The following is a 23,025-nucleotide window of genomic DNA, read 5'->3' as shown; positions in this document are numbered from 1 at the left end:
GTACTTCATCAAAGCGCATTCCTCCCGGCACTGACCCTACGGGTACAGTGCGGGGCTCCTGCGATTTCTAGCTGAATGGCGATGATGACCGGACAGCGATAGGCGATAGTTGGTGCAGGGCTTGAAAGGAGGGAGCACGTGCTGGGTGGAGTTTTGGCGATTGCGGCCGCGATTGGCTTGGTGGTCTTGCTGTTGGAAGCGATTCGATATCGCCGCTGGGGATCCGTTCGCCGCTGGCAACCGGCAGTGGGGCTGGGCTTGGTGGCCTTGGCGGCGCTGGGGTGCTGGCTGGGTCAGTTGCCGGATCTGATCCCCCTGGCTTTGTTGTTGGGGGGCCTGGTGGGGGTGGGTTTACTGGGGTTGAGTGGCTGCGGTCGGGCCGGGCAAGGGCTGGTGGTGCTGTTGCTCAGTTTGGCGGCCTGGCAAAGTCTGGCTATCGGCTCCCCCAGTCGCATCGGCATTGCGGAGCAGCATGGAATGCTCTTTCTGTGGGGCTGCGGCCTGGGGATGGGCTTGGTGGGGATCCCTTTGCTGGGGGTCTTGGCCGCAGCGGAAGCCCTGTCGTTGCTGATGGCGCTGGGCCAGGGGTGGAGCGGCATTGCCGCCATAACCTGGGGATCTCGCCTGCTGGAGATGGGATCCCAGCCGGATCTCCCTTGGCAGGTGCTGTTGCCGGTGGGGCTGGCCGCCCTCAGCTTGGTGGCAGGCACTGTGCCGCTCTTGACCGCCGCAGAAGACTCCCCCGGGCTGCTGTCGGCAGTGGGGCATGGGGTGGGGTGGCTGGTAGCGTTGGCGCTGGCCTTGGCCTTGACCCGCAACGGCCTATACCAGGATCCCTTTTGGGCCTTGCTCTACGGGGCAGGGGTGCTGCTCTCGTGGGCCTTGCTTGCCTTGGAGAACCAGACGGGACGGGGGATCCCTGCGCCAGGGGAACCTGCTCATGTCAGCGGGCCGGAGGCTTTAGCCGGTCGCGTCAGCGTTGCCGAGCAACAAGGACGGCTGCTCTGGCGGGCCTGTGTGGGCCTAACGCTGGTGGGGGGAGGAGCGCTGCTGGCGTTGCGGCTGGGGGGATCCTACGGGGCGGCCCTCTTGGGGCTGGGATGTCTGGCTTTTCCCAGCCGTTGGGGGGCCATGGCCGCTTTGTTTTTGTCGGCCCGCCCTCTGCTGCAAAACCTGTTGCACCAGTTCAACCTGCAGGTTGCCGGGATCGACCTCACCCAGCCCTATGTGTCGGCGGCGCTGTACCTGGGCATGGCGGGCATGGCGCTGGCGGCGCTCATTCACTGGCTATACGGGCCAGACAAACCCCTGCAGACGGGGATCGCTCTGACGCTGGCCAGCCTGGCTTTGCCGGTGGGGGTGGGCTACTTCATTCACGCCCAGCCGCAAGCGGCCTTCCTATTGGGAGCTTTGATGACTGCTTTGATCCTGGCGGCGCTGCAGCCCATCCTCCTGCAGCAGGAGGGAAGAGGGGCGGAATCTCCAGGGATCCATTCGCGGCAGCGGGACGGAGTCCTTGGTTTGGCTCTGGCCACGCTCGCCATTCTGGGATCCAACCTCGGCCGCGATTGGACGGTAACCGGCTTCCATGCCACCCGCCTGGAACGGGCGCTGGTGCTGGCCGGGGTGGTCGGGATCCTGGCGTTGATTCTCCTGCTCTGGCAAGGCTGGAGCCTATGGCACTCTGGGAGAAGGCGCGCCCCCGCCCGCTGATGAAACCTGTTCCCCTGGGCACCCTCGGCACCTGGCAGGGGATCCTCGGCCCAGAACAAACCGCTGAGGCTCTGGGCAACCCCGGTGTGAAGGTGATCGGATCCCCAGCTCTGTTGACGTTGATCGAGCGGTGCAGCCACACCACCTTGCAGCCCTTCTACGAGCCGGAGGAAGCGGCGGTCGGGATCCGCTTTGCCTTGGAACATCGGTCGGCAGCGGTGGCGGGGGATCCCTTGCAGGTTCGGGTCGAAGTCGTGGCCGTGGAGGGAAGACGCATTCGGTTTCAGGTGGAGATCACCCAGCAGGAGCGGCTGGTGATGCAGGGATCCTACACCTGCCTGGTGGTCGATTTGCCCCGTTTTCTGGCCCGCTATGGATTGACCGCGGAGGATCCCAGTCGGTGCTCAAGCTGTTCGCGTTAGCGGGACGGAGTCCTTTGGGATTGCTGCTGGCCGTCTTTGTGGGAACTCTCTTGTTCTGGCCTCAACAGCTCATTCTGCGCTACCGCAAACCCTGGCAGGGCCCCCTTGCCTGGATCTGGAAATGGCACGGCTGGGGAGGCTGGGCCGTGCGGGGCAGCCGCCGTGGCTGGGAATGGCGTTGGGGATCCCTGCGCCTTCGCGGGCGTTGGCCAGTACAGCGGGGAGAACCTCGCTCCCTCGGAGATTGGCCGCGTTATTGGCCCTACCTGTGGAAGCTGGGCAAGCAACTTCGCATTCAATCCTGGCAAGGCGGCGTAGAAATTGGCTTTGCCAATCCAGCTTTGACGGGGCAATGCTTGGGACTAATCGCCGCTCTACCTCTTCCGTTGGCTCAACACCTGCGCTTGACCTTCACCCGCATCGGCTGGTGCGGACAGGGATCCCTGGTGGTTCGGTTTCGCGGCTGGCAGGTGCTGGGGCCGGCCTTAAAACTGGGATGGCTCGCCCTTTCGCGCCGGTGGGACAGAGTCCTGCGGGCAACCAGGGGGGATCCCCGGCAGAAATAGCCAATGGGAAAGCTGGCCTCAGGAGAAAAGTGCTGTGGGGGAACCGCACCGCTGACGCGGTCAGGCCGGCTGCAGCGCCGGGCAGCAATTCAACAGAGGCATGACCTACCCGCCTCCCCCTTCGCCCTGGCCGTTGGTAGGGGTGGGGGCAGGTGCTGCAGGGATAATCGGCGGCACAATGTACTGGCGCAGGCAGCGTCGCTGCAGACAACTGCAAAACCAGATCCAAGCTTTGCAAGCTCCTGTTGTGGCGGCTCCTCGCGCTCTTCTGGCTCTTTCGGCTCCTCCTCCCGCCCTTCATCGGGGGGCAGCTCTTCTCGCCACTCTTCGGGCGGCTCCTCCCGTCGTTGCTAGACGAACTCAGAGGACAATCCCTTTCACGACAACAGAAGAGATCCCGGAGCTGTTCTGCTTAAGACCTAGGGAGTCGGTGTGGCAGAGGGGATGCGCAGCTCCACAGCCGTATCCAGGCGAGAGCGTGGGGGTGGGGCTTCTCCCTGAGCCAGTTCTAGGTACTGGGCCAGCGGGTGATGCTCCTTCCAGCGGGATCCCACCTCAGCAGCCATTTGGGTGACTTGGATTTGATAAAGCTGGGCCAGCTCGGCAGCATTGAGGTTGCCCCGCTCCACCTGATCGCGACTGGCCTCGGCCAAGACATCCGCCACCAGGTTGCCTTGCTCATCAAACCGCCACAGTTCCAGGCGGCTGCGGGAACGCAGGCTCAACTCCGTTGGCGAAGCCGGTCGGGTGAGGACATCGACGCGGGCGATGACGATGGCTTCCAGGCCCAGGTAATCGAAAAATTGGCCTACTGCTTCGGGCTTGCGGCGATCCCACTCAAACAGTTCGTAGATGGGCCAGCCCACCTTCTGCAAAATGGGCTGAATGCGACGGTTGTCCAGAGGCACCACCTTCTCGCCGTTGGGGATCAAGCCCAGACGCACTGCCTCTATGGCCAGGCGCTGGCCCAACAGTTGGGTGTGCTCCAACCCTCCCACCCCCAAAATGCCAAGGCGACGACGGGGTTGAGGCCGAATGGACACCTGCAAAACCACATCCACAGGGGTGGTCAGGCCCGCTTGCAGGAGGATCTCCTGCTCTGCCTTTTCATAGTCGGGGTGCCACACCGTCAACATCCGGCGCCCGGCTGGGGCATGGTCTAGCTCAAAAGCGCCCCGCTCATCGGTTTGAATCAGCTGATTGGGGTTCTCCATGCCCTCCAACTGCACCTGTGCCCCCGCCACAGGTTGTCCCACGCTGTTGCTCACCTGCCCCACCAGCCGCGCCGTTCCCTGGGGCTGCCCTTTGTCTTGAAAGGGAAACAACGGCGTCAACCGTGGAATGGGGGTGGCCGGAGCCTGAGCCAGCGCTCCTGAAGTCAGTGCCAGCCAGCCGCAGAGGGCCAGACTGCCTGTTCGCGAGAGCGTCGCGTAGCGATAGCTGATCCTGCGCCGGAGAGGATGGAAGAAGAGAAGAGGCATGGCGAAGGTTGCATCCGGTAATAGCAGTCGGTTCTATTCTGCTTTGCGCCACTGACGGGTGCTGCAGGGATCCTCACCCCGAAAAGGGGTTGTTGGCTTGCCATTGTTGGACAAACACCGGCACCATGTTGCGCACCTGCAGCCGAAACAGGCCCGCTGCCGCATCTTCAAACATCGGATCCCCGCCCACATCATCCCGCCCATAGGCTTCGTAGTAGCGGGCCCGATCCCCAGGCCGATCCCTCTGCAAGTCCACCACCACCACCACCCCGCGGCTGCGCAACTGGTTGGGGGTGAAATTGGGAATTTCCACCGGCACCGTCGGGGCCACAAAGCGTAAGGCCGTATTCAGCAGAGAGTTGCCCTGGCGGTTGTAGTCCCGCGAGATCTGCATCTGGGTCAAGAGGATATAGCGCAATCCCAGGGCATCCCCGATCACCTTCAGCTTGGCCAAATCGGAGGTGTAGCGCTCATCCCGATCCAACAAAGTCAGGCCCTGGGTGAGGGGCAGAAGCGGCTCAAACCGAGGATCCGGCCCCAAAGGCCCCTTCAAGAGGATCACCGGTCGCTGGGGCTGCAACTCCTTCAGGGCCATGCTGAGGTGGCGGGCCAGCTCATCCGAGTAAACGGGTTCATCGGGCAAAAGGCCAATGCCCTCCGGCTGGCGGGTCGGTTCCCCGGGCGGCAGACGAATATCCTGAGTGGAGACAAAGCCGGCCCGGACTTCCACCTGGGTGCTGGTCAGGGGAAAACCCGGCACCTCCACATCCACCAAATACAGGCCGGCCGGCAGTTCCGGCAGCACGTAAGTGCCGTCGGCAGCAATGCGAACAGTTTGCTGGGGTTGGGTTGGCGTGGCGGCCAAGTGCAAAACCCCCGTCTGAACAGGTTGGCCGGCAATATCCAGCACCCGCCCGGTCACCACACCGCGGTTGCCTGGAGAGGGGACTCCCCCGTTCAGGACCTCTGTCCCGCCGTCGCCAACTTGAGCCTGAATATCCTGCAAACGGCGCAAAGCTGGGATCCCTGCTGCCACCACCCACAGATCCCGCTCCCCCAGCATCACCAGACCCGTCGGCTGTCCCTGCAGCCGCAGCGAGGCCATCAATCGCCCCGTCTGTAAATCCACCAGCTGCAGGCGGTCGCTATCGCGGGAGGTCACGTAAGCCCAACGTCCATCCGGGGAAAGGGCCAGCCGCGTCGGTCGCCAATCCAGGCCAACCCGCTGCAGGGCCTCGCCGCTGCGGCTCAGATCCAGCACCGTCAGGTCTTGGCTGCCGGAGTTGAGCACCACCAAGCGTTGCCGTTCGGCATCCAGGGCCATGGCTTCCGGAGTATTGCCGCCCCGCCAACGGGCCAACAGCTCCCCATTGTCCGGGTTGACCACCAGCAAACTGAGGGGATCCTCCCCGGCTAGACCCACAAACAGGGATCCCCGCTCCGCATCGTAGGCCAGCGCCAAAGGGGGGCCGGGCATCGGCAAATTGCGGGCTTGCGGCTGCTCTGAGGGGTCGCTTTGGCGTTTGTGCTCCGCACCGCTGCTGCGAAGGGGAGCAGCCATCACCGCCAAACTCTGGGCAGAAGGCATGGAGGCGAAAACCCGCCCTGTGACCCCATCCACGGCAATATCCAAAACTCCCGCCGGCAACCCATAGGCCTGAATCAGCTCCCCCGTCAGCAGATCGAGGGCCACCAGCCCAGGGGCATTGGGGCCAGAGGCATAGACCACCTGCCGCGCCTCATCCACCCGCACCACACTGGGAGCAAACCCCACCGCCACCTGCCACAGGGGATCCCCGCTGGCCCCATCCAGCAGGGTCACGGCCTGCTCCTCCAACAGCCCAACCGCAACCCAGCCCCGATCCGGTACCCCATCGATGCGATCGGCAGAGCTGCGCAACGGCAAAAGCCAATCCCCCTCTGTCCTCAGGCCGTTCCCATCCGCAGAAAAGTTCCTCCCAGCAGAGGAAGAGCCTGCCTCCGGCGAAGGGATCCCTTGCCCCAACACAGGGGATCCCAGCCCCAGCACACCACTCAGCACAACCAGCCATTGCCACCGCATGGCCTTCTCCACCCCACAGTCGCGCCTACTTTGACTCAGGAGATCCTCGCCCAACCAGCATAGCCAACCCGACTGTCCGCTCGCTGTCAGCAAACCCAAACACATTTTGACAGGTTGCCCAGACGAACATAGAATGGATATTCGCTGGTTTTGTCAGGATCAACCATGAAGGTGCGGCCTTCCGTCCGTCGGATCTGTGAGAAATGCCGAGTCATCCGCCGCCATGGTCGGGTGATGGTGATCTGTTCTTCCAACCCGAAGCACAAGCAGCGGCAGGGCTAGAGGTTCGATGCAGGATGTGTCCAGCCTGCAATGGGAGACAGAAGCGAGGGATCCCAACACAACTGAGCAAAACTTTGGCCAGATCTCTCGGCGAGCATAGATCCCAAGACCAGCATCTCCACGGCCACATCCCCCTGAATAAAAATCCCATCTCAGGCAGGCAACTTGGTTTGATTTGATTTCGATAAGGTATCCCTGACTATGGCACGGATTGCGGGAGTTGACATCCCCCGAGAAAAGCGAGTGGAGATTGCCCTGACCTATATTTACGGCATTGGGCTGACCCGCTCCCGCCAAATTTTGGCGAAGACCGGCATCAATCCGGATACTCGTACCCGCGACCTCACCGACGCTGAGGTGGCCGCCCTGCGAACGGTGGTGGAGGGCGAATACCAGGTGGAAGGGGATCTGCGCCGCCAGGAGGCGATGAACATCAAGCGGCTGATCGACATCGGCACCTATCGAGGTCGTCGCCATCGCCTGGGTCTGCCCGTGCGTGGTCAGCGCACCCGCACCAACGCCCGCACCCGCAAGGGGGTCAGGAAAACGGTGGCCGGCAAGAAGAAACCTCCCGCCAAGAAGTAGTCGCTCGGCTTTGCACGGAAGGCAAAACTCTTCCACCATCCCGAATCCCAACCCCAAACAGTCGATTGCAAGGACACCTGGATCATGGCTCGGCAGCAACGGCGCGGACGTAAAGTCAAAAAGAACATCCCCAATGGGGTGGCCTACATTCAGTCCACCTTCAACAACACCATCGTCACCATCACGGATCCCAACGGCGATGTGGTGTCTTGGGCCTCGGCAGGTTCTACGGGCTTCAAAGGGGCCAAAAAGGGCACTCCTTTCGCCGCTCAAACCGCAGCCGAAAGCGCAGCGCGCCAGGCCATGGAGAACGGCATGCGCCAGATCGAAGTGATGGTCAGCGGGCCGGGAGCCGGTCGAGAAACCGCCATTCGCGCTCTACAGGCAACGGGCTTGGAAATTACCCTTATTCGAGATATCACCCCCATTCCCCACAACGGTTGCCGTCCTCCCAAGCGGCGGCGTGTCTAAAGGATCCCGCGTTGAGGGCCGGTCGAGCGTCTGTAGGAGTTTGCTCCAGAGCTACAGGTCTGCCCAAGCGTGAGATGACCTCGAAGTTTCATCAGTTCTCCAAACGGATGTCGAGCCAGACGGACGGGGCCACCATGACGATTCAAACCAGCCGAACCCTCTCCCACTCTCTGGGCAGCAGAGCGAGCTCAAGCGCTGTTGCTTACCAGACCGAGTGTGTTGAATCTCATCGGGATGATAACGGCGTTCACTACGGCAAATTTGCTCTGGGGCCACTGGAGCGCGGCCAAGGGATCACGGTGGGCAACGCTTTGCGGCGGGTGTTGCTCTCCAATCTGGAGGGGACGGCGGTGACTGCTGTACGCATTGCCGGGGTGACCCACGAGTTTTCCACGGTGCCGGGGGTGCGGGAAGACGTGATGGAGATCCTTCTAAACATGAAGGAGCTGGTGCTGCGCTCCAGTTCCCCCGAGACTCAGGTGGGCCGCTTGGTGGCTCAGGGGCCAGGGGAAGTTACTGCTGAGAAGCTGCAATTGCCCAGCGACGTGGAGGTGATCAACCCCCGTCACCACATTGCCACCCTGGCGGAAGGGGCGATTTTGGAAATGGAGTTCATGATTGGCCGGGGACATGGCTACCGCGCCGTCGATTACTCCGACAGCAAAGCGATGGCGATTGATTTTCTGCAGATCGACTCTGTCTTCATGCCGGTGCGCAAGGTGAACTACGCTGTGGAAGCAGCTCGGGTGGGCCAATTCCTGGAAAAAGATCGGCTAGTATTGGAAATCTGGACCAACGGCAGCCTCACCCCGCAAGAGGCCCTCAGCCAAGCGGCCCGCATTTTGGTGGGCTTGTTCGCACCGCTGCAGGAGGTCAGCTTCGATGCTCCTGTGCCGCCCAAGCCAGACGAGGACAACCAAAAAAACCAGATCCCCATCGAGGAGCTACAGCTCTCGGTACGGGCCTACAACTGTCTGAAGCGAGCTCAGATCAACACGGTGGCCGATCTGCTGCTCTATACCGAGGAAGATCTGCTGGAGATCAAAAACTTTGGCCAGAAGTCTGCCGAAGAGGTGGTGCAGGCTTTGAAAGCCCGCTTTGGTCTGACACTGCCCCGCACCCGCGAAAAAGGCAAGGCCTAGAGTTTAGGTTCCGTCTCAAGCATCTGCACCGCTAGCACAACCGCGTCAAAACGCAAGGATCCCCGAAGAGTGTAGGACACAAGACAGAGGTTACCATGCGCCACCGCCGTCGTACCCCCCACCTCAATAAGCCCGCCGACCAGCGCAAGGCCCTGATGCGGGCGCTGACCACGGCTCTGCTGCGGGAAGGGCGGATCACCACCACCAAAGCCCGCGCCAAAGCCATTCGGGCCACCACTGAGAAGATGATCACCCTGGCCAAAGAGGGATCCCTGGCAGCGCGGCGACAGGCGCTGGCCTACATCTACGACAAGGAGCTGGTGCGCTCCCTGTTTGAGCAGGCTCCTGAGCGCTACCGGGATCGGCCCGGTGGCTATACCCGCATCTTGCGCACCGTGCATCGGCGGGGGGATGGAGCAGAAATGGCGGTCATCGAGCTGGTGTAGCGGAAAGGGATCCATGCCGTACCGTCGCATTGCCCTGAGAATTCAGTACCTCGGCAGCAGGTTCTATGGCTGGCAGCGCCAGGCAGCCCGCCGTACCGTGCAAGGGGTGCTGGAGGAGGCGATTGCGTCGCGGGCGGGGCATCCGGTAACCCTCTATGGGGCCGGTCGCACCGATACGGGGGTTCATGCTGCAGGCCAGGTGGCCCACTTCGACACCACCTCCGGCATCCCTGCGGCGGAGTGGTCGAGGGTGCTGAACGACTGTCTGCCGGAAGATGTGGTAGTGCTGGCTTCTGCTCAAGTGCCTGACTCCTGGCACGCCCGCTTTTCGGCTCGCTGGCGCCGTTACCGCTACCTGATCCTGAACCGGGAGCGACCGGATGTGTTCTGGCGCCTCTTTAGCTGGCAAGTGCGTTGGCCTCTGCAGGTGGAGCCGATGGCGGAAGCCCTGAATTCCCTGCTGGGGGAGCACAGCTTGGAAGCCTTCCGGCGGCGGGGATCGGATCGGCCCCACTCGCGGGTACAGGTGCAGGAGGTGCTCTGCCAGCGGCTGGGGGACTTGATCAGCATCGAGGTGCAGGCCAGCGGCTTCCTCTACCGGATGATGCGGCTCTTGGTGGGATCCCTAGAGGTGGTGGGCCGGGGCCAGCTCAGCCCGGCACAGTTTGTCCACCTGTGGCAACACAACGACTGGAGCCAGATGCGCACCCGCTACAGCGCTCCTCCGCAAGGGCTGTGCCTGACGGATGTGGGCTATGCTGCGGATCCCTTCGGTCAACAGTTCGCCCACTCGCCGCCCTTTTGGGCCTTGTCCACAGAGCCTCCCTCCGCCCTCCGGTCGCCGGCTGCGTTGGCCCATTCCTGCGGTTGATCTGGGCGATCTCCAAGCTTGTCCTGATATGTTTCCTTGGCTGCCATGAACAAAACTCCCCTTCCCAACCCCGAAACTCTGGCGCCCCGCTGGTATCTGGTGGATGCTGCCAATCAGCGCCTGGGCCGCTTGGCCGCCGCTGTGGCCACCCTCTTGCGGGGTAAGCACAAACCGGACTTCACCCCTCACCTGGATACGGGAGACTATGTAATTGTGATCAACGCTGAGAAAGTGGTGGTCACTGGCAAAAAGCGCACCCAAAAGCTCTACCGCCGCCACTCTGGCCGTCCCGGCGGCATGAAAGTAGAAACCTTTGCCCAACTGCAGGCGCGCCTGCCGGAGCGGGTGGTGGAAAAAGCGGTCAAGGGAATGTTGCCCCACACCCGTTTGGGCCGGCGGCAATTCACCAAGCTAAAAGTTTATGTCGGGCCAAACCACCCTCATGAGGCCCAGCAACCCCAGGTTTATCCCCTCAACACGATCCCAGGAGCCAAAGCATGACTCAAGCGAGCAGCCAACGAGCCGTTTATTGGGGAACGGGACGCCGCAAAACCGCCGTTGCCCGCGTGCGTTTGGTGCCCGGCACGGGCAAAATCATCATCAACGACAGGCCGGGAGACCAGTATCTGCAGTATCAAGAAGCCCTGCTGGCCAGTGTGAAGGGGCCGCTGGAGATCCTTGGTCTGGAAAACTCCTACGATATTCTGGTGCGAGCCCATGGCGGCGGCGTTCACGGCCAGGCGGATGCGATCAAGCTGGGGGTGGCGCGCGCCCTCTGCGAGGTGGATCCGGCCAATCGCGGCCCTTTGAAAGTAGAGGGTTATCTGAAACGGGATCCGCGCGCCGTGGAGCGGAAGAAATACGGCCTGCGCAAGGCCCGCAAGGCTCCCCAGTACTCGAAGCGCTAGGGATCCCTGCCGTTGTTTTTAGAGGAAGATGTTGATAGACAAGGGTATAGAAACAGGCCCAGAGGAGGAAAGGGTTATGCCCAAGAAAGGATTGCACCCGCAGTGGTATCCAGAAGCCAAAGTCATCTGCAACGGCGAAGTGGTGATGACGGTGGGATCCACCAAGCCGGAGCTCAAGGTGGATGTTTGGTCGGGCAACCATCCCTTTTTCACCGGCAGCCAGAAGATCATCGACAGCGAAGGCCGGGTGGAGAAGTTCATGCGCAAATACGGCATGAGCGGTGGCAAAAAGGCCAAGTAGAGGTTCCCCCATCTGGGTGTGGGCAATACTTGGATTCCTGGGTATTGCGAGTCTATGGCTTCTGCTCAACTGATCGACCAGCTTAAGAATGTCGAAGCCACCTTTCAGGAGCTGACGGTGCGCTTGGCCGATCCGGACGTGGCCACGGATCCGGCTGAGCTGCAGCGGATTGCCAAGGCCCGCTCCTCCTTGGAGGCCACCGTCCAGGCTTTTCACGACTGGCAAAAGCTGAATCGCGATCTGCAACAGACGGAAGAACTTTTGCGGGAATCGGCCTCCGACCCGGAGCTGGAGGCGATGGCAAGAGCGGAACTTGAGCAACTGCGGGCCCGCCAAGAACAACTGGAGGAAAAGCTCACCCTGCTGCTGCTGCCCCGGGATCCCAACGACGACAAGAACATCATGTTGGAGATTCGCGCCGGCACCGGTGGGGAGGAGGCGGCGCTGTGGGCGGCGGATCTGGCCCGCATGTACACCCGCTACGCCGAAAAGCTGGGCTGGTCGGTGCGTCTGGCCAGCCTCTCGGAAGGAGAGCTGGGGGGCTACAAAGAGGCGATCCTGGAGATTCAAGGGGATCAGGTGTACAGCAAGCTCAAGTTTGAAGCCGGCGTGCATCGGGTGCAGCGGGTGCCCGTCACCGAAGCGCAAGGCCGTGTCCACACCTCGACGGCCACGGTGGCGGTGATGCCGGAAGTGGATGAAGTGGAGGTGGTGATCGACCCGAAAGACATTGAAATCAAAACGGCACGCTCCGGGGGGGCAGGCGGCCAAAACGTCAACAAGGTGGAGACGGCGGTGGATCTTCTCCACAAGCCCACCGGGATCCGGGTGTTTTGTACCGAGGAGCGTTCCCAGCTGCAGAACCGCCAGCGGGCCATGCAGATTTTGCGGGCCAAACTCTACGAGATGAAGCTGCAGGAGCAACAGGCCTCCATCAGCTCTGCTCGGCGCATGCAGGTGGGAACGGGATCCCGCTCGGAAAAAATTCGCACCTACAACTACAAGGACAACCGCGTTACCGACCACCGCCTCAACCAGAATTTCCCTCTGCAGCCCATCTTGGATGGGGAGCTGGACGACTTGATCCAGGCTTGTATTGGCCTTTACCAAAAAGAGCTGTTGGCGGAGCTATCCTAGGCCAAACTGAGTTACCGCCAGCGAATGGGATCCCTTCTCGAGGACCTTTCCTCTGCCGAGCTAGCGGTAGAATAAATACCCACGTCGAGTGCCTAAACCCCCATGCTGGCCGAATACCGCCAACACGCCGCTGCCCGCGAGGCCCAAGGGATCCCGCCGCTGCCCTTAAACGCTGCCCAGACCAGCCAGGTGTGCGAGCTCCTGAAGGCCCCGCCTGCCGGCGAAGAAGCCTTTTTGTTGCACCTCTTAACAGAGCGCGTCCCGCCGGGGGTCGATGAAGCCGCCTATGTGAAAGCGGGCTTTTTGGCCGCTGTGGCCAAGGAGGAGGTTGAATCCCCGTTGATCACTCCCCTGCGGGCGGTGGAGCTCTTGGGCACCATGCTGGGGGGCTACAACGTCCAGGTTTTGCTGGATCTGTTGCGGGATCCCCGGAGTGAGATTGCAGCGGCAGCAGCCCGCGCCCTCAGCCACACGCTGCTGATCTTCGATGCCTTTCACGATGTGCTGGAGCTGAGCCAGTCCGGCAATGCCTATGCCCAACAGGTGATCGAGTCCTGGGCCAAGGGCGAATGGTTTACCGCCAAAGCTCCCCTGGCCGCAGCCATCACTGTAACAGTGTTCAAGGTTGCCGGCGAGATCAACACCGATGACCTTTCCCCCGCCGCCCACGCCACCACCCGCCCGGATATCCCCCTCCACGCCCAAGCCATGCTGGAGTCCCGCGCTCCAGGATCCCTGGTTACCATTGCCGAGCTGAAGCGCCGCGGCCATCCGGTCGCCTTTGTGGGGGATGTGGTAGGCACGGGATCCTCCCGCAAATCCGCCCTCAACTCACTCCTCTGGCACATCGGCCACGACATTCCCCATGTGCCCAACAAGCGGGCTGGGGGGGTGATCCTGGGGGGCACCATTGCGCCCATCTTCTTCAACACCGCCGAAGATGCCGGGGCCTTGCCCATCCAGTGCGATGTCTCCCGCCTGGAAACCGGCATGGTGGTTACCATTTACCCCTACGAAGGCGTGATCCGCTCTGAGGCCGGCCAGGTTCTCTCCACCTTTTCCCTGCGGCCCGTGACCCTCCCCGACGAAGTGCGGGCGGGGGGACGTATTCCCCTGTTGATTGGCCGTGCCCTCACCGACAAAACCCGCCAAGCCTTGGGTTTGCCTCCCTCGACCTTGTTTATCCGCCCCACTCCACCGGCAGACACCGGCAAAGGCTATACCCTAGCGCAAAAAATCGTGGGCAAAGCCTGTGGGCTGCCAGGCGTGCGCCCGGGCACCAGTTGTGAGCCCCTCATTACCACGGTGGGATCCCAGGACACCACCGGCCCCATGACCCGCGATGAGCTGAAGGAGCTGGCCTGTCTGGGCTTCAACGCCGACCTAGTGCTGCAGAGCTTCTGCCACACCGCCGCCTATCCCAAGCCGGTGGACATCCAGATCCACAAAGAGCTGCCCGACTTTTTCGCTTCCCGCGGGGGCGTTGTCCTGCGTCCCGGCGATGGCATTATCCACTCCTGGCTCAACCGCATGCTCCTGCCGGATACCGTCGGCACCGGGGGCGACTCCCACACCCGCTTCCCCTTGGGGATCTCCTTCCCGGCGGGATCCGGTCTGGTGGCCTTTGCCGCCGCCATGGGGGTGATGCCCTTGGACATGCCGGAATCGGTGCTGGTGCGCTTTAAGGGGGAACTGCAGCCGGGGATCACCCTGCGGGACATTGTCCATGCCATCCCCTACGTGGCCATTCAGAGGGGGCTGCTCACCGTTGAGAAAAAAGGCAAGAAAAACGTCTTTGCCGGGCGCATCATGGAGATCGAGGGCCTGCCGCATCTGAAGGTGGAGCAGGCCTTCGAGTTTACCGATGCCTCGGCAGAGCGCAACTGTGCCGGCTGTACCATCCAGCTGAGCCTCGAGACGGTCTCAGAATATCTGCGCTCCAACGTGGTGCTGCTGAAAAACATGATTGCCCGCGGCTACCAGGATGCGAGAACCTTGCTGCGGCGCATCGCCAAAATGGAAGCCTGGCTGGCCAGCCCCACCCTCCTGGAGGCGGATGCCGACGCTGAATACGCCGAAGTCATCGAAATCGACCTCAGCACCATCACCGAGCCAATTGTCTGTGCCCCCAACGATCCCGACAAGGTGATGACCCTGAGCGAAGTCCATGCCCAACACGCCGCCGGCAACCCCGATACGCCGATCAAGATTGACGAAGTTTTCATCGGCTCCTGCATGACCAACATCGGCCACTACCGCGCCGCCGCCAAAATCCTGGAAGGCCAAGGGCGGGCCAAGGTGCGCCAATTCTGGATCTGTCCGCCCACCCGCATGGATGAGGCACAACTGCGCTCGGAAGGCGTATACGGCATCTTTGCTGCCGCCGGGGCCAGAACGGAAATGCCGGGATGCAGCTTGTGTATGGGCAACCAAGCCCGCGTGGAAGACGGGGCCACCGTCATGTCCACCTCCACCCGCAACTTCAACAACCGCATGGGCAAAGACGCGCGGGTTTATCTGGGATCCGCCGAGCTGGCCGCCGCCTGCGCCCTTTTGGGACGGATCCCCACCCCTGAGGAGTACCGAGAGATCGTCTCCACCAAGATCCAGCCCTTTGCCGGCGAGCTGTACCGCTACCTCAACTTCCACGAGATCCCTGGCTTTGAGGACGAAGGACGGGTCATCCCGCGGCAGCACGTGGAGGAGCTGTCCAGGAGCCGTTCTTGAGCGAGAATAGGGGCTAGCTGCCCTGATAGCATGGCAGGGATCGCCCCATTGCCCTGGAGAAAGCTCAATGGCCCTGAATCCAAAGAGGATCCGCCGCATCCACCGCACCCTTGCCCCCATCCTGGCCTTGCCTTTGGTGGTAACGGTGCTAACGGGATCCCTGTATCAAATTGCCCGCCTTAACGAAAACTTCGACTACTACTGGCTGATCCAAATCCACAAAGGGCAGTGGGGCCCCCTCGATCTGCAAGCGGTTTACCCGTTCTTAAACGGACTGGGGCTGCTGGTGATGGTGGCCACCGGTCTCAGTATGTGGTTACCCACAAAACTCCATCGCCGCCCCAAACATACGGAGTCCCAGAGGGTTTTGGATGGATAAACCTGTAGGGTAAACACCTAAGAAACATTCCAGAAAACCCTACATTTCCCGGAACGGATTTGACTACACTAGAAGCATAGAGGTTTTGCTTGCACCTCTAAAGTTGAGCCCCGAAAGCTAAGCTCCAAACTCGAAGTGGAAGTCAAAAAAAGCAAAACAGAGGAGGAGGATGCTCTATGGCTCTTGTCCGCTGGGATCCATTTCGTGAAATTGACGAAATTCAACGGGAAATGAACCGGATGTTCGACCGGTTGATCCCTCGCACCACCGAGGCCGACGGCTTTGCCTTCATGCCGGCAGTGGAGATGCACGATGATCCCGAAACCATTACCCTGAAGCTGGAGCTGCCCGGCTTGAACCCCAACGACTTGGATATCCAAGCGACAGCCGAAGCGGTCTCCATCACCGGGGAACGGCGCTTTGAGAAACGCTCTGAAGACAAAGGCGTAACCCGCACTGAGTTCCGCTACGGGCGCTTCCAACGGGTGATCCCGCTGCCGAGCCGGATCAAACACGATCAGGTGAAAGCCGAATACAAAGATGGGATCCTCACCCTCACCTTGCCCAAGGCCGACTCTGAAAAAGCCCAAGTGATTAAAGTGAGCGTTGTCTCCTGATGGGCGTAGCTGAAGCTGCTCTGAGGTTAGGCAATTTTCCATGAGGAAAAAAGATCCCATAGGGGTAGGCTCATCGCCTACCCTTTTTTAGTCCTTTTTTGCGTTTTGGTTTTTCAGCTTGCGCTCATTTCAAGCAGGAATAAATCGGGTTCGCTGCAGGGATCCCCAGCCTTCCCTAGCGAACTTAAACCGAACCCCATTTGACTTTTGCCTGCCGGTTTGGATAGGGTTTGAGTGCGCAACGGAGCCAAGGTTGAGAGCATGGCCAGCGTTACCTACGAACACGTTACCAAGCGCTACAGAGACACCACCGCCGTCCATGACCTGAACATCACCGTCGAAGACGGGGAATTTCTCGTCTTTGTCGGCCCCTCCGGCTGCGGCAAAACCACCTCCCTGCGCATGCTGGCCGGCTTGGAAGAAGTGAGTGCCGGCTCCATCTACATTGGCGATCGACGGGTGAACGATGTCCCCCCCAAGGATCGGGATATCGCCATGGTCTTCCAATCCTATGCCCTCTACCCCCACATGACCGTGGCCGAAAATATGGCCTTTGGCCTCAAGCTGCGCGGCCTGCCCAAAGCAGAGATCGAAAGCCGGGTCAGGGGGGTGGCCAAACGCCTTGGGATCGAGCACCTGCTTAACCGCAAGCCCAAGGAACTTTCGGGTGGGCAACGGCAGCGGGTTGCCGTTGGGCGGGCCATTGTGCGCAACCCGGCGGTGTTTTTGATGGATGAGCCCCTCTCCAACTTGGATGCCAAGCTGCGGGTACAGGCGCGGGCCGAGATCAGCAAGTTGCACATGCAACTGGGCACCACCTTCATTTACGTCACCCACGACCAAGTGGAGGCCATGACCATGGGCAACCGCATTGCCGTCATGAAGGATGGCCGCCTGCAGCAGGTGGATACTCCCCAAGCCCTCTACGCCCGCCCTGCCAACCTGTTTGTGGCCGGGTTCATCGGCAGCCCTGCTATGAACTTTTTCCAGGCCAAGCTGCGGGAGCAAGAAGGCACTCTCTGGGTGGATACCGGCGCCTTCCGCGTGCCCATCCCACCCCACCAGGCGGATCCCTATCGGCACTATGCGGGCAAGTCGGTCATCTTCGGCATCCGCCCGGAAAACATCCACGATCCCCACTACCAACCCCCAGGGATCCAACCTGCCCCGGTGCGGGCTAAGGTCTCGGTAACGGAGCTGGTGGGCCATGAAGTAATCCTCTATCTCAGCACCACCGACCGAGAAGCGATCCTGGCCGAGCAGGAGTTTGTGGCCCGCGTGGATCCCCGTACCCAGCTTCGGGTTAACCAGTGGGCAGAAGTGGTCTTCGACATGGATCGCTTCCACCTGTTTGACCCGCAAACCGAGCAGCGGCTGGGATAAAAACGATGACCAAAAAAACTGGGTTACAAGCCCCGCCCTTCTAGGGCGGCTTTTGTAAGATGCTATTCGACAGAAAAGGCAACTTTGCATGTACCTTGTCCGCAAGCTCAAGCTAGGCGTCTCAGAGCAACTGCAGCTGTTGAGCAGGGCAGCAGGCGAGCTGTACTCAAAGGTGCTCGTTCACTTTTGGCGGGTTGTCCGCAAGAAGGGATTGTGGTTAAAGCCTTCCACATTCATGCGTTGGTTTCCCAACGACCCTGAGAATACACTTCATGCTCACAGTGCAGACGCGGTAGTGCAAAGCTTCTTTGCCTCTTTGAAGTCCTGGCGAGAACGCCGCCAAACCGACCCCAACGCCCGTCCACCTCGACGCCGTCGGTACTTCTACAAAGTCCAGTGGAAATCTTCAGCCATCCAAGTCGTCAATGGAAAGCTGCGATTGTCGAACGGGAAAGGCAATGAGCCCCTGATGATTAACTGGGCTTGGGACACACCTGTTTGGGTAGAGATGGGCTGGGATGGCCAGCAGTATGAGTTGAGAGCTTGCTACAAGGTGGGGGATACGCTGCCGGAAGAAGAGGGGGAAGAGAGCAACGTTGCCGCTGTGGATTTGGGTGAGATGCACCCCGCAGTCGCTCATGAGGGGGGACAAACCTACCTTGCCAATGGCAGGCTGCTGCGCTCCAAAAGGCGCTACCAGAACAAGCTGCAGGGCAAGCTAGCTCGACTCCTGGCGCGCAAAAAGCGGGGGTCTCGGCGGTGGAAGCGGCTAGTTCGCTCTCAACGTTTGCAGCTCAAGAAGCTACACCACCAAATCCAAGACATTCTGCACAAGCAGACGACCAGACTGGTCTCCACGCTCCACGAGCGAGGCGTGCAGACAGTTGTGATTGGCGACCTTCGGGATATCCGGATGTCTGCCAACTACAACAAAAAGGCGAATCAGAAGATCCACCAGATGTTGCATGGTCAAGCTCGGCACCAAATCACTTACAAGGCCGAACGGCTGGGGATGAAGGTTGTGCTGCAGGATGAGCGGTACAGCTCTCAGGAGTGTCCTGTTTGTGGGCAGAGAAACAAGCCCAAAGGTCGTGTGTACAGGTGTGGGTGTGGGTTTGAGTTCCATCGGGACGGGGTGGGTGCAATTAACATTGTTGCTACGCAACGCTAACGCGAACGCAGGAAGTATCTGGGCTCCGGCCCAGTAGTTGGGGTTATGGCATCCCCCATAGGGTTGAGGTTGAGGACTCCGTCCCGCTAACGCGAACAGCCTCATGCCCTGTGTAGCTCAGTTGGTAGGAGCAATTCTGCTGGCTGAGAAAGAATCCCCGTCCTTTAGGGCGGGGGGTATGTCAACCAAAAAGGCCCCCATGTATGAATCAGGGGGGCTTTCGTAAGTCCTGGCTTTGCACTTGCCTAGCGAAGTGGGGAATCCAGCAGAATGACCAGGCGTTCTTCCAAAAACTTCAGGTTGGCCAACACTTGACTAAACGCTTCTTCCTGCGTCCAGTCCATAATCTCCATGGTCTTGTGGACTAGAGATTGCACCGGCACCGGCAAGGGGCCGAAGACATCCACCAGCCAGCGCACCGAGAAAGGATCGATGGTAATGTTCCCCTCAGCTCCCGGCCAGCCGTTGATGTTGACAGGCCCGTTGTCCCGAATGGCGTTGAGAAAAGCCTGCTTGGCATCCAACTTCACCAGAAGGGGGTGGGCTTGCACCGTGCCGCTCCACCATTCGTCGTTCGTAAACGGCTCAGCCTTGGGAATGCCGGGGTGCCCACACCAAAAGTCGATCAAGCGGGTCATGTTGGGGAAAATCAGCTCGATGAAGTGAAGCTTTTGCTCCTCGCTTAACTTATTGAGTTGCCGCATCGAGTAGGGCACCGGCTTGGTCAAGACCCTCTCCAACTTCCACTGCTGCCAATTCACCATGCTAATAAACTCGAGGCCGGCCTGCCTCAACATCTCAAACACCTGCGGCACCGTAAAGCCCTTGTCGCTGCGCAGCAGGAAGTTGGCCAGGATCCCCGCTGTGGTTTTGATGGCATCGCCGTTCCAGTGGCTCTTCACAAAGCTGGCGTCGGTGAGCGCTTCCATCACCTCTCGTAGCAGGGGCACCGCTTTGGCTGCCGGCTCGTCCATCACCCCCAGCAGCTCCATCGCATCCTGCATGTTGAAGATAAACTGCCGCTGATAAAGGCTATGAACATTGGTGCGGATGATCCCATCGGGCTTGAGCACCTGCCGCATGCCTTTCAAACCGGCAACCGGGTCGTCCAGTAGGTAGAGAACGTCGTTGCAGGCAATAAAATCAAACTCCTCCCCCAGCGCCGTCATGTCGGTAATGTCCATAACATGAAAGCGGGCGTTTTTAATCTTATGGAACTTAAAGCGCTGCTCTGCCATCTTGATGGACTCCGGCGAAATATCCACACCCACATAGCGAGCGCCGGGGTTGGCCGTTGCCAAAACCAAAGTTTCCCAACCGGAGCCACAGCCGGCATTGAGCATCACCTTGCCTTCCGGCAATACCACCTTGCGATCCCGCAGGTACCTGGCCGTCGTAAGGCTGTTGGCAAACAAGGCAAGGTTGTCGGTAACCGTCTGCTCAATCGGCACATTCGGGTAGGGAAACTCGTCAAACTGCGCCTGTACGGGGTTGGACACAACTTTCTCTGCCATGGCAGTCTTCCTGTTTTTGGGTATCCCAACACTCTTAGCACGCACCCTATCGTACTGCATAGCCAGCAACCTATCGGCTTCTCCGGCGTTCCTCTAGCTTAAGGAGAGTATGGAAAAGTTAATGTTCAAATGACCTTGAAGCTGATAGAATTGCTACCGCCCTGATGTTTGCTTGCTGTCCTCATCGAGGCAAAAGGTTATTTCCTGGCAAGGGGCTGTTCCTATGGGCTCACGCAGGCGCCTGTCTCGGCTAGCGGTGACTTTTCTCTTCGGGATCCTGACGGCCTGCGGCCTGGCCGGTGGGCCTAGCCTAATCAGTCGGCCAGAGACCCCTTCCTCCACTCCAGGAGTTGCTGCCTACTACGACGGCAACCCGCAATCGGTAACCATCCGCGATGCCGCCATTGCCTTTGCCATTGCCAGCGGGATCACCCAGCCCAGCCAGATTGTTAGCTTTGTCAACAACGTCTTGAGGCTACAGCCCCCCCTCACTTTGGCCGAGGTGACTGGCGCCAACCCCAACCCTGTGGCCATCTCCGACTTTGATGGAGACGGCACACCAGGCACCGTGCGGGATGCCGCCATTTTGTTTGCCGTTGCCACCTTGCAGACCCGCGATGCCAACCGCATCAACACCTTCGTCAACACCGTTTTGCGGCTGCAACCTCCCCTCAACCTTACGCCTGAACAAGCGGCCAGATTGCCAGGGCCGGGATTTGTTCCGCCCACAGGGCTTCCAACCGCCTCGCCTTCGCCGACACCACCCCCCCCACCGGAAGATCCATCGACACCAACCCCCTTGCCAGTTCCACCAACGCCAACGCCCTCACCTCCTCCACCAACGCCAACCCCCTCGCCATCTCCGTCTCCTGGTGGGTTTAACATCGAGATTGAGTTTATCGACAACAGCCTCAGCCCTTCCCAGCGCAACATCGTTCTGCAAGCAGCCCGGCGGTGGGAACAGATCATCACCGGCGACTTGCCCGACGTCACCCTAACTCTGCAGGCTGGCTTCTGCGAAGCTGGCTTCCCCCCGACTCCTCTGGTCAACCGGCCTGTGGATGACCTCTTGGTTCAGGTAACCGGCGCTCGGCTTCTCTCCGGCCCTAGCGATGGTCCGAGTAGAGTTCTGGCTCAGGCAGGCCCCTGCGGCCCTCCTCGGCCTGGGATCGGCATCATCCCCTATGCCAGGCTTGGGATCGACCCAGCGGATTTGAATCGGCTAGAGGAGCAGAGATCCCTCTTTGACGTTGTCCTGCACGAGCTGGGCCATGCTCTGGGGTTCGGCACCGTTCCCAACTGGCGTCCTCTTCTCCTCAACAGCGGCACCACCAACCCGCGTTTTGCCGGCCGTCAGGCCACTGCTGAGTACAACAGCCTGGGCGGATCGGGGAATGTGCCGGTAGAGGTTGAGCCACCCCCAGAAGGTCACTGGCGACGAACCCTGGGGCTGGAGCTGATGACGCCGTTTTTGCCGCCGCCGCCTGCACGCCCTGTTCTCAGCCGCATCACCGCTGCAGCCATGCAGGACCTGGGGTACCCAGGCGTTAACCTGGCTGCTGCGGATCCCTATACCCTGCCTCCAGAAGGGCGCCGCCTGCCCCCAGGGGAGGGGCTCTTCCTTGGCAACGACGCTGTTTTTGGCCCAATTGGGGGCAAGATAGAGCTTTTGCCCTAGCCGAGTACCTTCCAAAAAAGGCCCCCTATAGGGGGCCGACAAGGGGTAGGTCAAGCTTAAGGAGAAACGTTGACATTCAGGCAAGGGTTCGTAGGGCTGCAGGAACCAGAAAGAGGAGGGAAAGTGTTGGTACCTAAGCTTAGGGTTCCCGTTCCTGCATTTTGGATGCCAATACCAACTCCATCGGTTTTAGTGCTGAAGGTGGTGCCATCCACGATCACAGAACCGCTGGAGTTGCTAGCTTTAATCCCAATTGCCCCTAGCGGATTGGTCAGTACGTCACCGTTCAGCTTGATCTTAGAGCTTGGGCCCAACACCTTGGAGCCTCCGACTTTTAGCCAAACGGCTATGCTTGGGCTAGAGTTGGTTCCACTGATAATGCTTTCGAGATCCACCGTGCTCGATTGAACAGTCACCGGCCCTGCTGAAGCTCCACCTAAAACACCCACAACACCTTGACCACCGCTGTTGGTAGATTTGATGGTACTGCCGACTACCTCCAGAGTTGTGTTGTTACCTGCATGCACGATGCCGGCGGTGTAGTCTTTGTTGCCTTTGATCTGAACCTCCAGCCCTTGCAGCAAGATGGTACCGCCCAGCGTTAGAGCAGTTACTTCAATACACCTGTCACCCAAACTTGTAAAGGGCGTGCCGGCAGTGTCAAGACCCTCACAGTCAATCTTCATGTTTTCTAAAGATGTGCCCACACCGGCAAGCTTAATGGCGGCACTACTTGAGCCACCACCCGGATCCCCGCTGGTAATCTGGAAGCCCTTGAGGCGATAGCCCTTGTTGAGAGTTAGGAGCTTATTGTTCAACTGGAGGTTGAAGCCACTGGGGCCAACCACCGTCACAGATCCTTTAGTCAGGTTAGGGGTGCTGATGTTGCTAGAAACGCCCTGAGTTGCTGCCCCGACAATCGTTACCGTTACATCTGTTCCTCCGCCGGTGCCTGAGCCGGTAGTGTTGGCAGCAGAGCTGACGATGGGTGTAGTTAGCGCATACTCCACTGTTTGAAATGGCTGAGTAGCCGTACCAGGGTTCGTATTGTTTCCATACACTGGATCTACGAAGAACTGGATGGTCGAAGGTGTGGGTGTCGGTGTCGGCGTGGGTGTCGGTGTCGGCGTGGGTGTCGGTGTCGGCGTGGGTGTCGGTGTCGGCGTGGG

General features: G+C 60.3%; 23 protein-coding genes. 19 read left to right on the top strand and 4 right to left on the bottom strand.

Features of this window, described 5'->3' with window-relative positions; all coding sequences use genetic code 11:
* Positions 1 to 153: 153 nt before the first annotated feature.
* The 3 genes from NW828_RS09710 to NW828_RS09700 are packed head-to-tail and all read left to right on the top strand — an operon-like array spanning position 154 to position 2,701.
* Positions 154 to 1,713: a hypothetical protein gene (locus NW828_RS09710; protein ID WP_414383509.1), complete on the top strand. Its 1,560-nt coding sequence runs from the start codon at positions 154 to 156 to the stop codon at positions 1,711 to 1,713.
* On the top strand, positions 1,677 to 2,135 hold the full coding sequence (locus NW828_RS09705; RefSeq protein ID WP_414383507.1) for a thioesterase family protein: 459 nt from the start codon (positions 1,677 to 1,679) through the stop codon (positions 2,133 to 2,135). The genes NW828_RS09710 and NW828_RS09705 overlap by 37 nt, the downstream gene beginning before the upstream one ends.
* A complete protein-coding gene (locus tag NW828_RS09700; RefSeq protein WP_414383506.1) occupies positions 2,114 to 2,701 on the top strand; it encodes a hypothetical protein in 588 nt (195 codons plus the stop codon). Before NW828_RS09705 ends, NW828_RS09700 begins: the two co-directional genes overlap by 22 nt.
* A gap of 419 nt (positions 2,702 to 3,120) precedes the next feature.
* On the opposite strand, the gene NW828_RS09695 is transcribed toward NW828_RS09700, so the two are convergent.
* Both NW828_RS09695 and NW828_RS09690 read right to left on the bottom strand, forming a co-directional pair.
* On the bottom strand, positions 3,121 to 4,182 hold the full coding sequence (locus tag NW828_RS09695; RefSeq protein ID WP_414383504.1) for a carboxypeptidase-like regulatory domain-containing protein: 1,062 nt from the start codon (positions 4,180 to 4,182) through the stop codon (positions 3,121 to 3,123).
* Between the two features lie 73 nt (positions 4,183 to 4,255).
* A complete protein-coding gene (locus NW828_RS09690; RefSeq protein WP_414383503.1) occupies positions 4,256 to 6,244 on the bottom strand; it encodes a carboxypeptidase regulatory-like domain-containing protein in 1,989 nt (662 codons plus the stop codon).
* Between the two features lie 165 nt (positions 6,245 to 6,409).
* Between NW828_RS09690 and rpmJ the strand changes: the two genes are divergently transcribed.
* The 15 genes from rpmJ to NW828_RS09615 all read left to right on the top strand — a co-directional run bounded on the left by rpmJ (position 6,410) and on the right by NW828_RS09615 (position 18,664).
* Positions 6,410 to 6,526, top strand: a complete 117-nt coding sequence (gene rpmJ / locus NW828_RS09685; RefSeq protein ID WP_011433187.1) for a 50S ribosomal protein L36 — start codon at positions 6,410 to 6,412, stop codon at positions 6,524 to 6,526.
* Positions 6,527 to 6,727: 201 nt separating this feature from the next.
* Entirely contained in the window at positions 6,728 to 7,111 is a 384-nt protein-coding gene (gene rpsM / locus NW828_RS09680; protein WP_414383501.1) for a 30S ribosomal protein S13, read from the top strand.
* 84 nt (positions 7,112 to 7,195) lie between these two features.
* Positions 7,196 to 7,582, top strand: a complete 387-nt coding sequence (rpsK, locus tag NW828_RS09675; protein ID WP_414383499.1) for a 30S ribosomal protein S11 — start codon at positions 7,196 to 7,198, stop codon at positions 7,580 to 7,582.
* A gap of 134 nt (positions 7,583 to 7,716) precedes the next feature.
* On the top strand, positions 7,717 to 8,724 hold the full coding sequence (locus NW828_RS09670) for a DNA-directed RNA polymerase subunit alpha (protein ID WP_011433190.1): 1,008 nt from the start codon (positions 7,717 to 7,719) through the stop codon (positions 8,722 to 8,724).
* Between the two features lie 95 nt (positions 8,725 to 8,819).
* Positions 8,820 to 9,170: a 50S ribosomal protein L17 gene (gene rplQ / locus NW828_RS09665; protein WP_011433191.1), complete on the top strand. Its 351-nt coding sequence runs from the start codon at positions 8,820 to 8,822 to the stop codon at positions 9,168 to 9,170.
* Between the two features lie 13 nt (positions 9,171 to 9,183).
* Complete coding sequence (gene truA, locus NW828_RS09660) at positions 9,184 to 10,041, top strand: tRNA pseudouridine(38-40) synthase TruA (RefSeq protein WP_414383497.1); 858 nt, start codon at positions 9,184 to 9,186, stop codon at positions 10,039 to 10,041.
* A gap of 45 nt (positions 10,042 to 10,086) precedes the next feature.
* On the top strand, positions 10,087 to 10,542 hold the full coding sequence (gene rplM, locus NW828_RS09655; protein ID WP_011433193.1) for a 50S ribosomal protein L13: 456 nt from the start codon (positions 10,087 to 10,089) through the stop codon (positions 10,540 to 10,542).
* Positions 10,539 to 10,949: a 30S ribosomal protein S9 gene (gene rpsI, locus NW828_RS09650; RefSeq protein ID WP_011433194.1), complete on the top strand. Its 411-nt coding sequence runs from the start codon at positions 10,539 to 10,541 to the stop codon at positions 10,947 to 10,949. The genes rplM and rpsI overlap by 4 nt, the downstream gene beginning before the upstream one ends.
* Positions 10,950 to 11,025: 76 nt before the next feature.
* Entirely contained in the window at positions 11,026 to 11,250 is a 225-nt protein-coding gene (gene rpmE, locus NW828_RS09645; protein ID WP_011433195.1) for a 50S ribosomal protein L31, read from the top strand.
* Between the two features lie 54 nt (positions 11,251 to 11,304).
* The gene (gene prfA / locus NW828_RS09640; RefSeq protein ID WP_011433196.1) at positions 11,305 to 12,387 is read left to right on the top strand and encodes a peptide chain release factor 1; all 1,083 of its coding nucleotides are present in this window, start codon (positions 11,305 to 11,307) and stop codon (positions 12,385 to 12,387) included.
* A gap of 102 nt (positions 12,388 to 12,489) precedes the next feature.
* Positions 12,490 to 15,114: a bifunctional aconitate hydratase 2/2-methylisocitrate dehydratase gene (gene acnB / locus NW828_RS09635; RefSeq protein ID WP_414383496.1), complete on the top strand. Its 2,625-nt coding sequence runs from the start codon at positions 12,490 to 12,492 to the stop codon at positions 15,112 to 15,114.
* A gap of 67 nt (positions 15,115 to 15,181) precedes the next feature.
* The gene (locus tag NW828_RS09630) at positions 15,182 to 15,493 is read left to right on the top strand and encodes a PepSY domain-containing protein (RefSeq protein ID WP_414383494.1); all 312 of its coding nucleotides are present in this window, start codon (positions 15,182 to 15,184) and stop codon (positions 15,491 to 15,493) included.
* A gap of 176 nt (positions 15,494 to 15,669) precedes the next feature.
* Entirely contained in the window at positions 15,670 to 16,110 is a 441-nt protein-coding gene (locus NW828_RS09625) for an Hsp20/alpha crystallin family protein (protein WP_414383492.1), read from the top strand.
* Positions 16,111 to 16,371: 261 nt separating this feature from the next.
* Complete coding sequence (locus NW828_RS09620; RefSeq protein ID WP_414383490.1) at positions 16,372 to 17,493, top strand: ABC transporter ATP-binding protein; 1,122 nt, start codon at positions 16,372 to 16,374, stop codon at positions 17,491 to 17,493.
* Between the two features lie 88 nt (positions 17,494 to 17,581).
* Positions 17,582 to 18,664, top strand: coding sequence for an RNA-guided endonuclease InsQ/TnpB family protein (locus NW828_RS09615; protein ID WP_414383489.1), 1,083 nt, complete (start codon positions 17,582 to 17,584; stop codon positions 18,662 to 18,664).
* A gap of 245 nt (positions 18,665 to 18,909) precedes the next feature.
* On the opposite strand, the gene NW828_RS09610 is transcribed toward NW828_RS09615, so the two are convergent.
* A complete protein-coding gene (locus NW828_RS09610; RefSeq protein WP_414383487.1) occupies positions 18,910 to 20,178 on the bottom strand; it encodes a class I SAM-dependent methyltransferase in 1,269 nt (422 codons plus the stop codon).
* Between the two features lie 223 nt (positions 20,179 to 20,401).
* Between NW828_RS09610 and NW828_RS09605 the strand changes: the two genes are divergently transcribed.
* Positions 20,402 to 21,856, top strand: a complete 1,455-nt coding sequence (locus NW828_RS09605; protein WP_414383486.1) for a peptidase M8 — start codon at positions 20,402 to 20,404, stop codon at positions 21,854 to 21,856.
* Between the two features lie 56 nt (positions 21,857 to 21,912).
* Here the strand turns inward: NW828_RS09605 and NW828_RS09600 are convergent.
* Positions 21,913 to 23,025: hypothetical protein (locus NW828_RS09600; protein WP_414383484.1), on the bottom strand; the 1,113-nt coding region annotated here is incomplete at its 5' end.

The sequence above is a fragment of the Synechococcus sp. W55.2 genome, from assembly GCF_047461635.1.
Classification (GTDB): Bacteria; Cyanobacteriota; Cyanobacteriia; order Thermostichales; family Thermostichaceae; genus Thermostichus.
The sequence above is the reverse complement of the archived record's forward strand: the minus strand, read 5'-3'. Positions and strand labels throughout refer to the sequence as shown.

Bases quoted from the DNA above. Each gene is read 5' to 3' on its own strand.
- NW828_RS09615 (WP_414383489.1), top strand. From the start codon at position 17,582: ATGTACCTTGTCCGCAAGCTCAAGCTAGGCGTCTCAGAGCAACTGCAG.
- rpsI (WP_011433194.1), top strand. From the start codon at position 10,539: ATGACTCAAGCGAGCAGCCAACGAGCCGTTTATTGGGGAACGGGACGC.
- NW828_RS09705 (WP_414383507.1), top strand. From the start codon at position 1,677: ATGGCACTCTGGGAGAAGGCGCGCCCCCGCCCGCTGATGAAACCTGTT.
- rplM (WP_011433193.1), top strand. From the start codon at position 10,087: ATGAACAAAACTCCCCTTCCCAACCCCGAAACTCTGGCGCCCCGCTGG.
- prfA (WP_011433196.1), top strand. From the start codon at position 11,305: ATGGCTTCTGCTCAACTGATCGACCAGCTTAAGAATGTCGAAGCCACC.
- NW828_RS09630 (WP_414383494.1), top strand. From the start codon at position 15,182: ATGGCCCTGAATCCAAAGAGGATCCGCCGCATCCACCGCACCCTTGCC.
- rpmE (WP_011433195.1), top strand. From the start codon at position 11,026: ATGCCCAAGAAAGGATTGCACCCGCAGTGGTATCCAGAAGCCAAAGTC.
- NW828_RS09610 (WP_414383487.1), bottom strand. From the start codon at position 20,178: ATGGCAGAGAAAGTTGTGTCCAACCCCGTACAGGCGCAGTTTGACGAG.
- rpsK (WP_414383499.1), top strand. From the start codon at position 7,196: ATGGCTCGGCAGCAACGGCGCGGACGTAAAGTCAAAAAGAACATCCCC.
- NW828_RS09605 (WP_414383486.1), top strand. From the start codon at position 20,402: ATGGGCTCACGCAGGCGCCTGTCTCGGCTAGCGGTGACTTTTCTCTTC.
- truA (WP_414383497.1), top strand. From the start codon at position 9,184: ATGCCGTACCGTCGCATTGCCCTGAGAATTCAGTACCTCGGCAGCAGG.
- NW828_RS09690 (WP_414383503.1), bottom strand. From the start codon at position 6,244: ATGCGGTGGCAATGGCTGGTTGTGCTGAGTGGTGTGCTGGGGCTGGGA.
- rplQ (WP_011433191.1), top strand. From the start codon at position 8,820: ATGCGCCACCGCCGTCGTACCCCCCACCTCAATAAGCCCGCCGACCAG.
- NW828_RS09625 (WP_414383492.1), top strand. From the start codon at position 15,670: ATGGCTCTTGTCCGCTGGGATCCATTTCGTGAAATTGACGAAATTCAA.
- rpmJ (WP_011433187.1), top strand. From the start codon at position 6,410: ATGAAGGTGCGGCCTTCCGTCCGTCGGATCTGTGAGAAATGCCGAGTC.
- rpsM (WP_414383501.1), top strand. From the start codon at position 6,728: ATGGCACGGATTGCGGGAGTTGACATCCCCCGAGAAAAGCGAGTGGAG.
- NW828_RS09695 (WP_414383504.1), bottom strand. From the start codon at position 4,182: ATGCCTCTTCTCTTCTTCCATCCTCTCCGGCGCAGGATCAGCTATCGC.
- NW828_RS09670 (WP_011433190.1), top strand. From the start codon at position 7,717: ATGACGATTCAAACCAGCCGAACCCTCTCCCACTCTCTGGGCAGCAGA.
- NW828_RS09620 (WP_414383490.1), top strand. From the start codon at position 16,372: ATGGCCAGCGTTACCTACGAACACGTTACCAAGCGCTACAGAGACACC.
- acnB (WP_414383496.1), top strand. From the start codon at position 12,490: ATGCTGGCCGAATACCGCCAACACGCCGCTGCCCGCGAGGCCCAAGGG.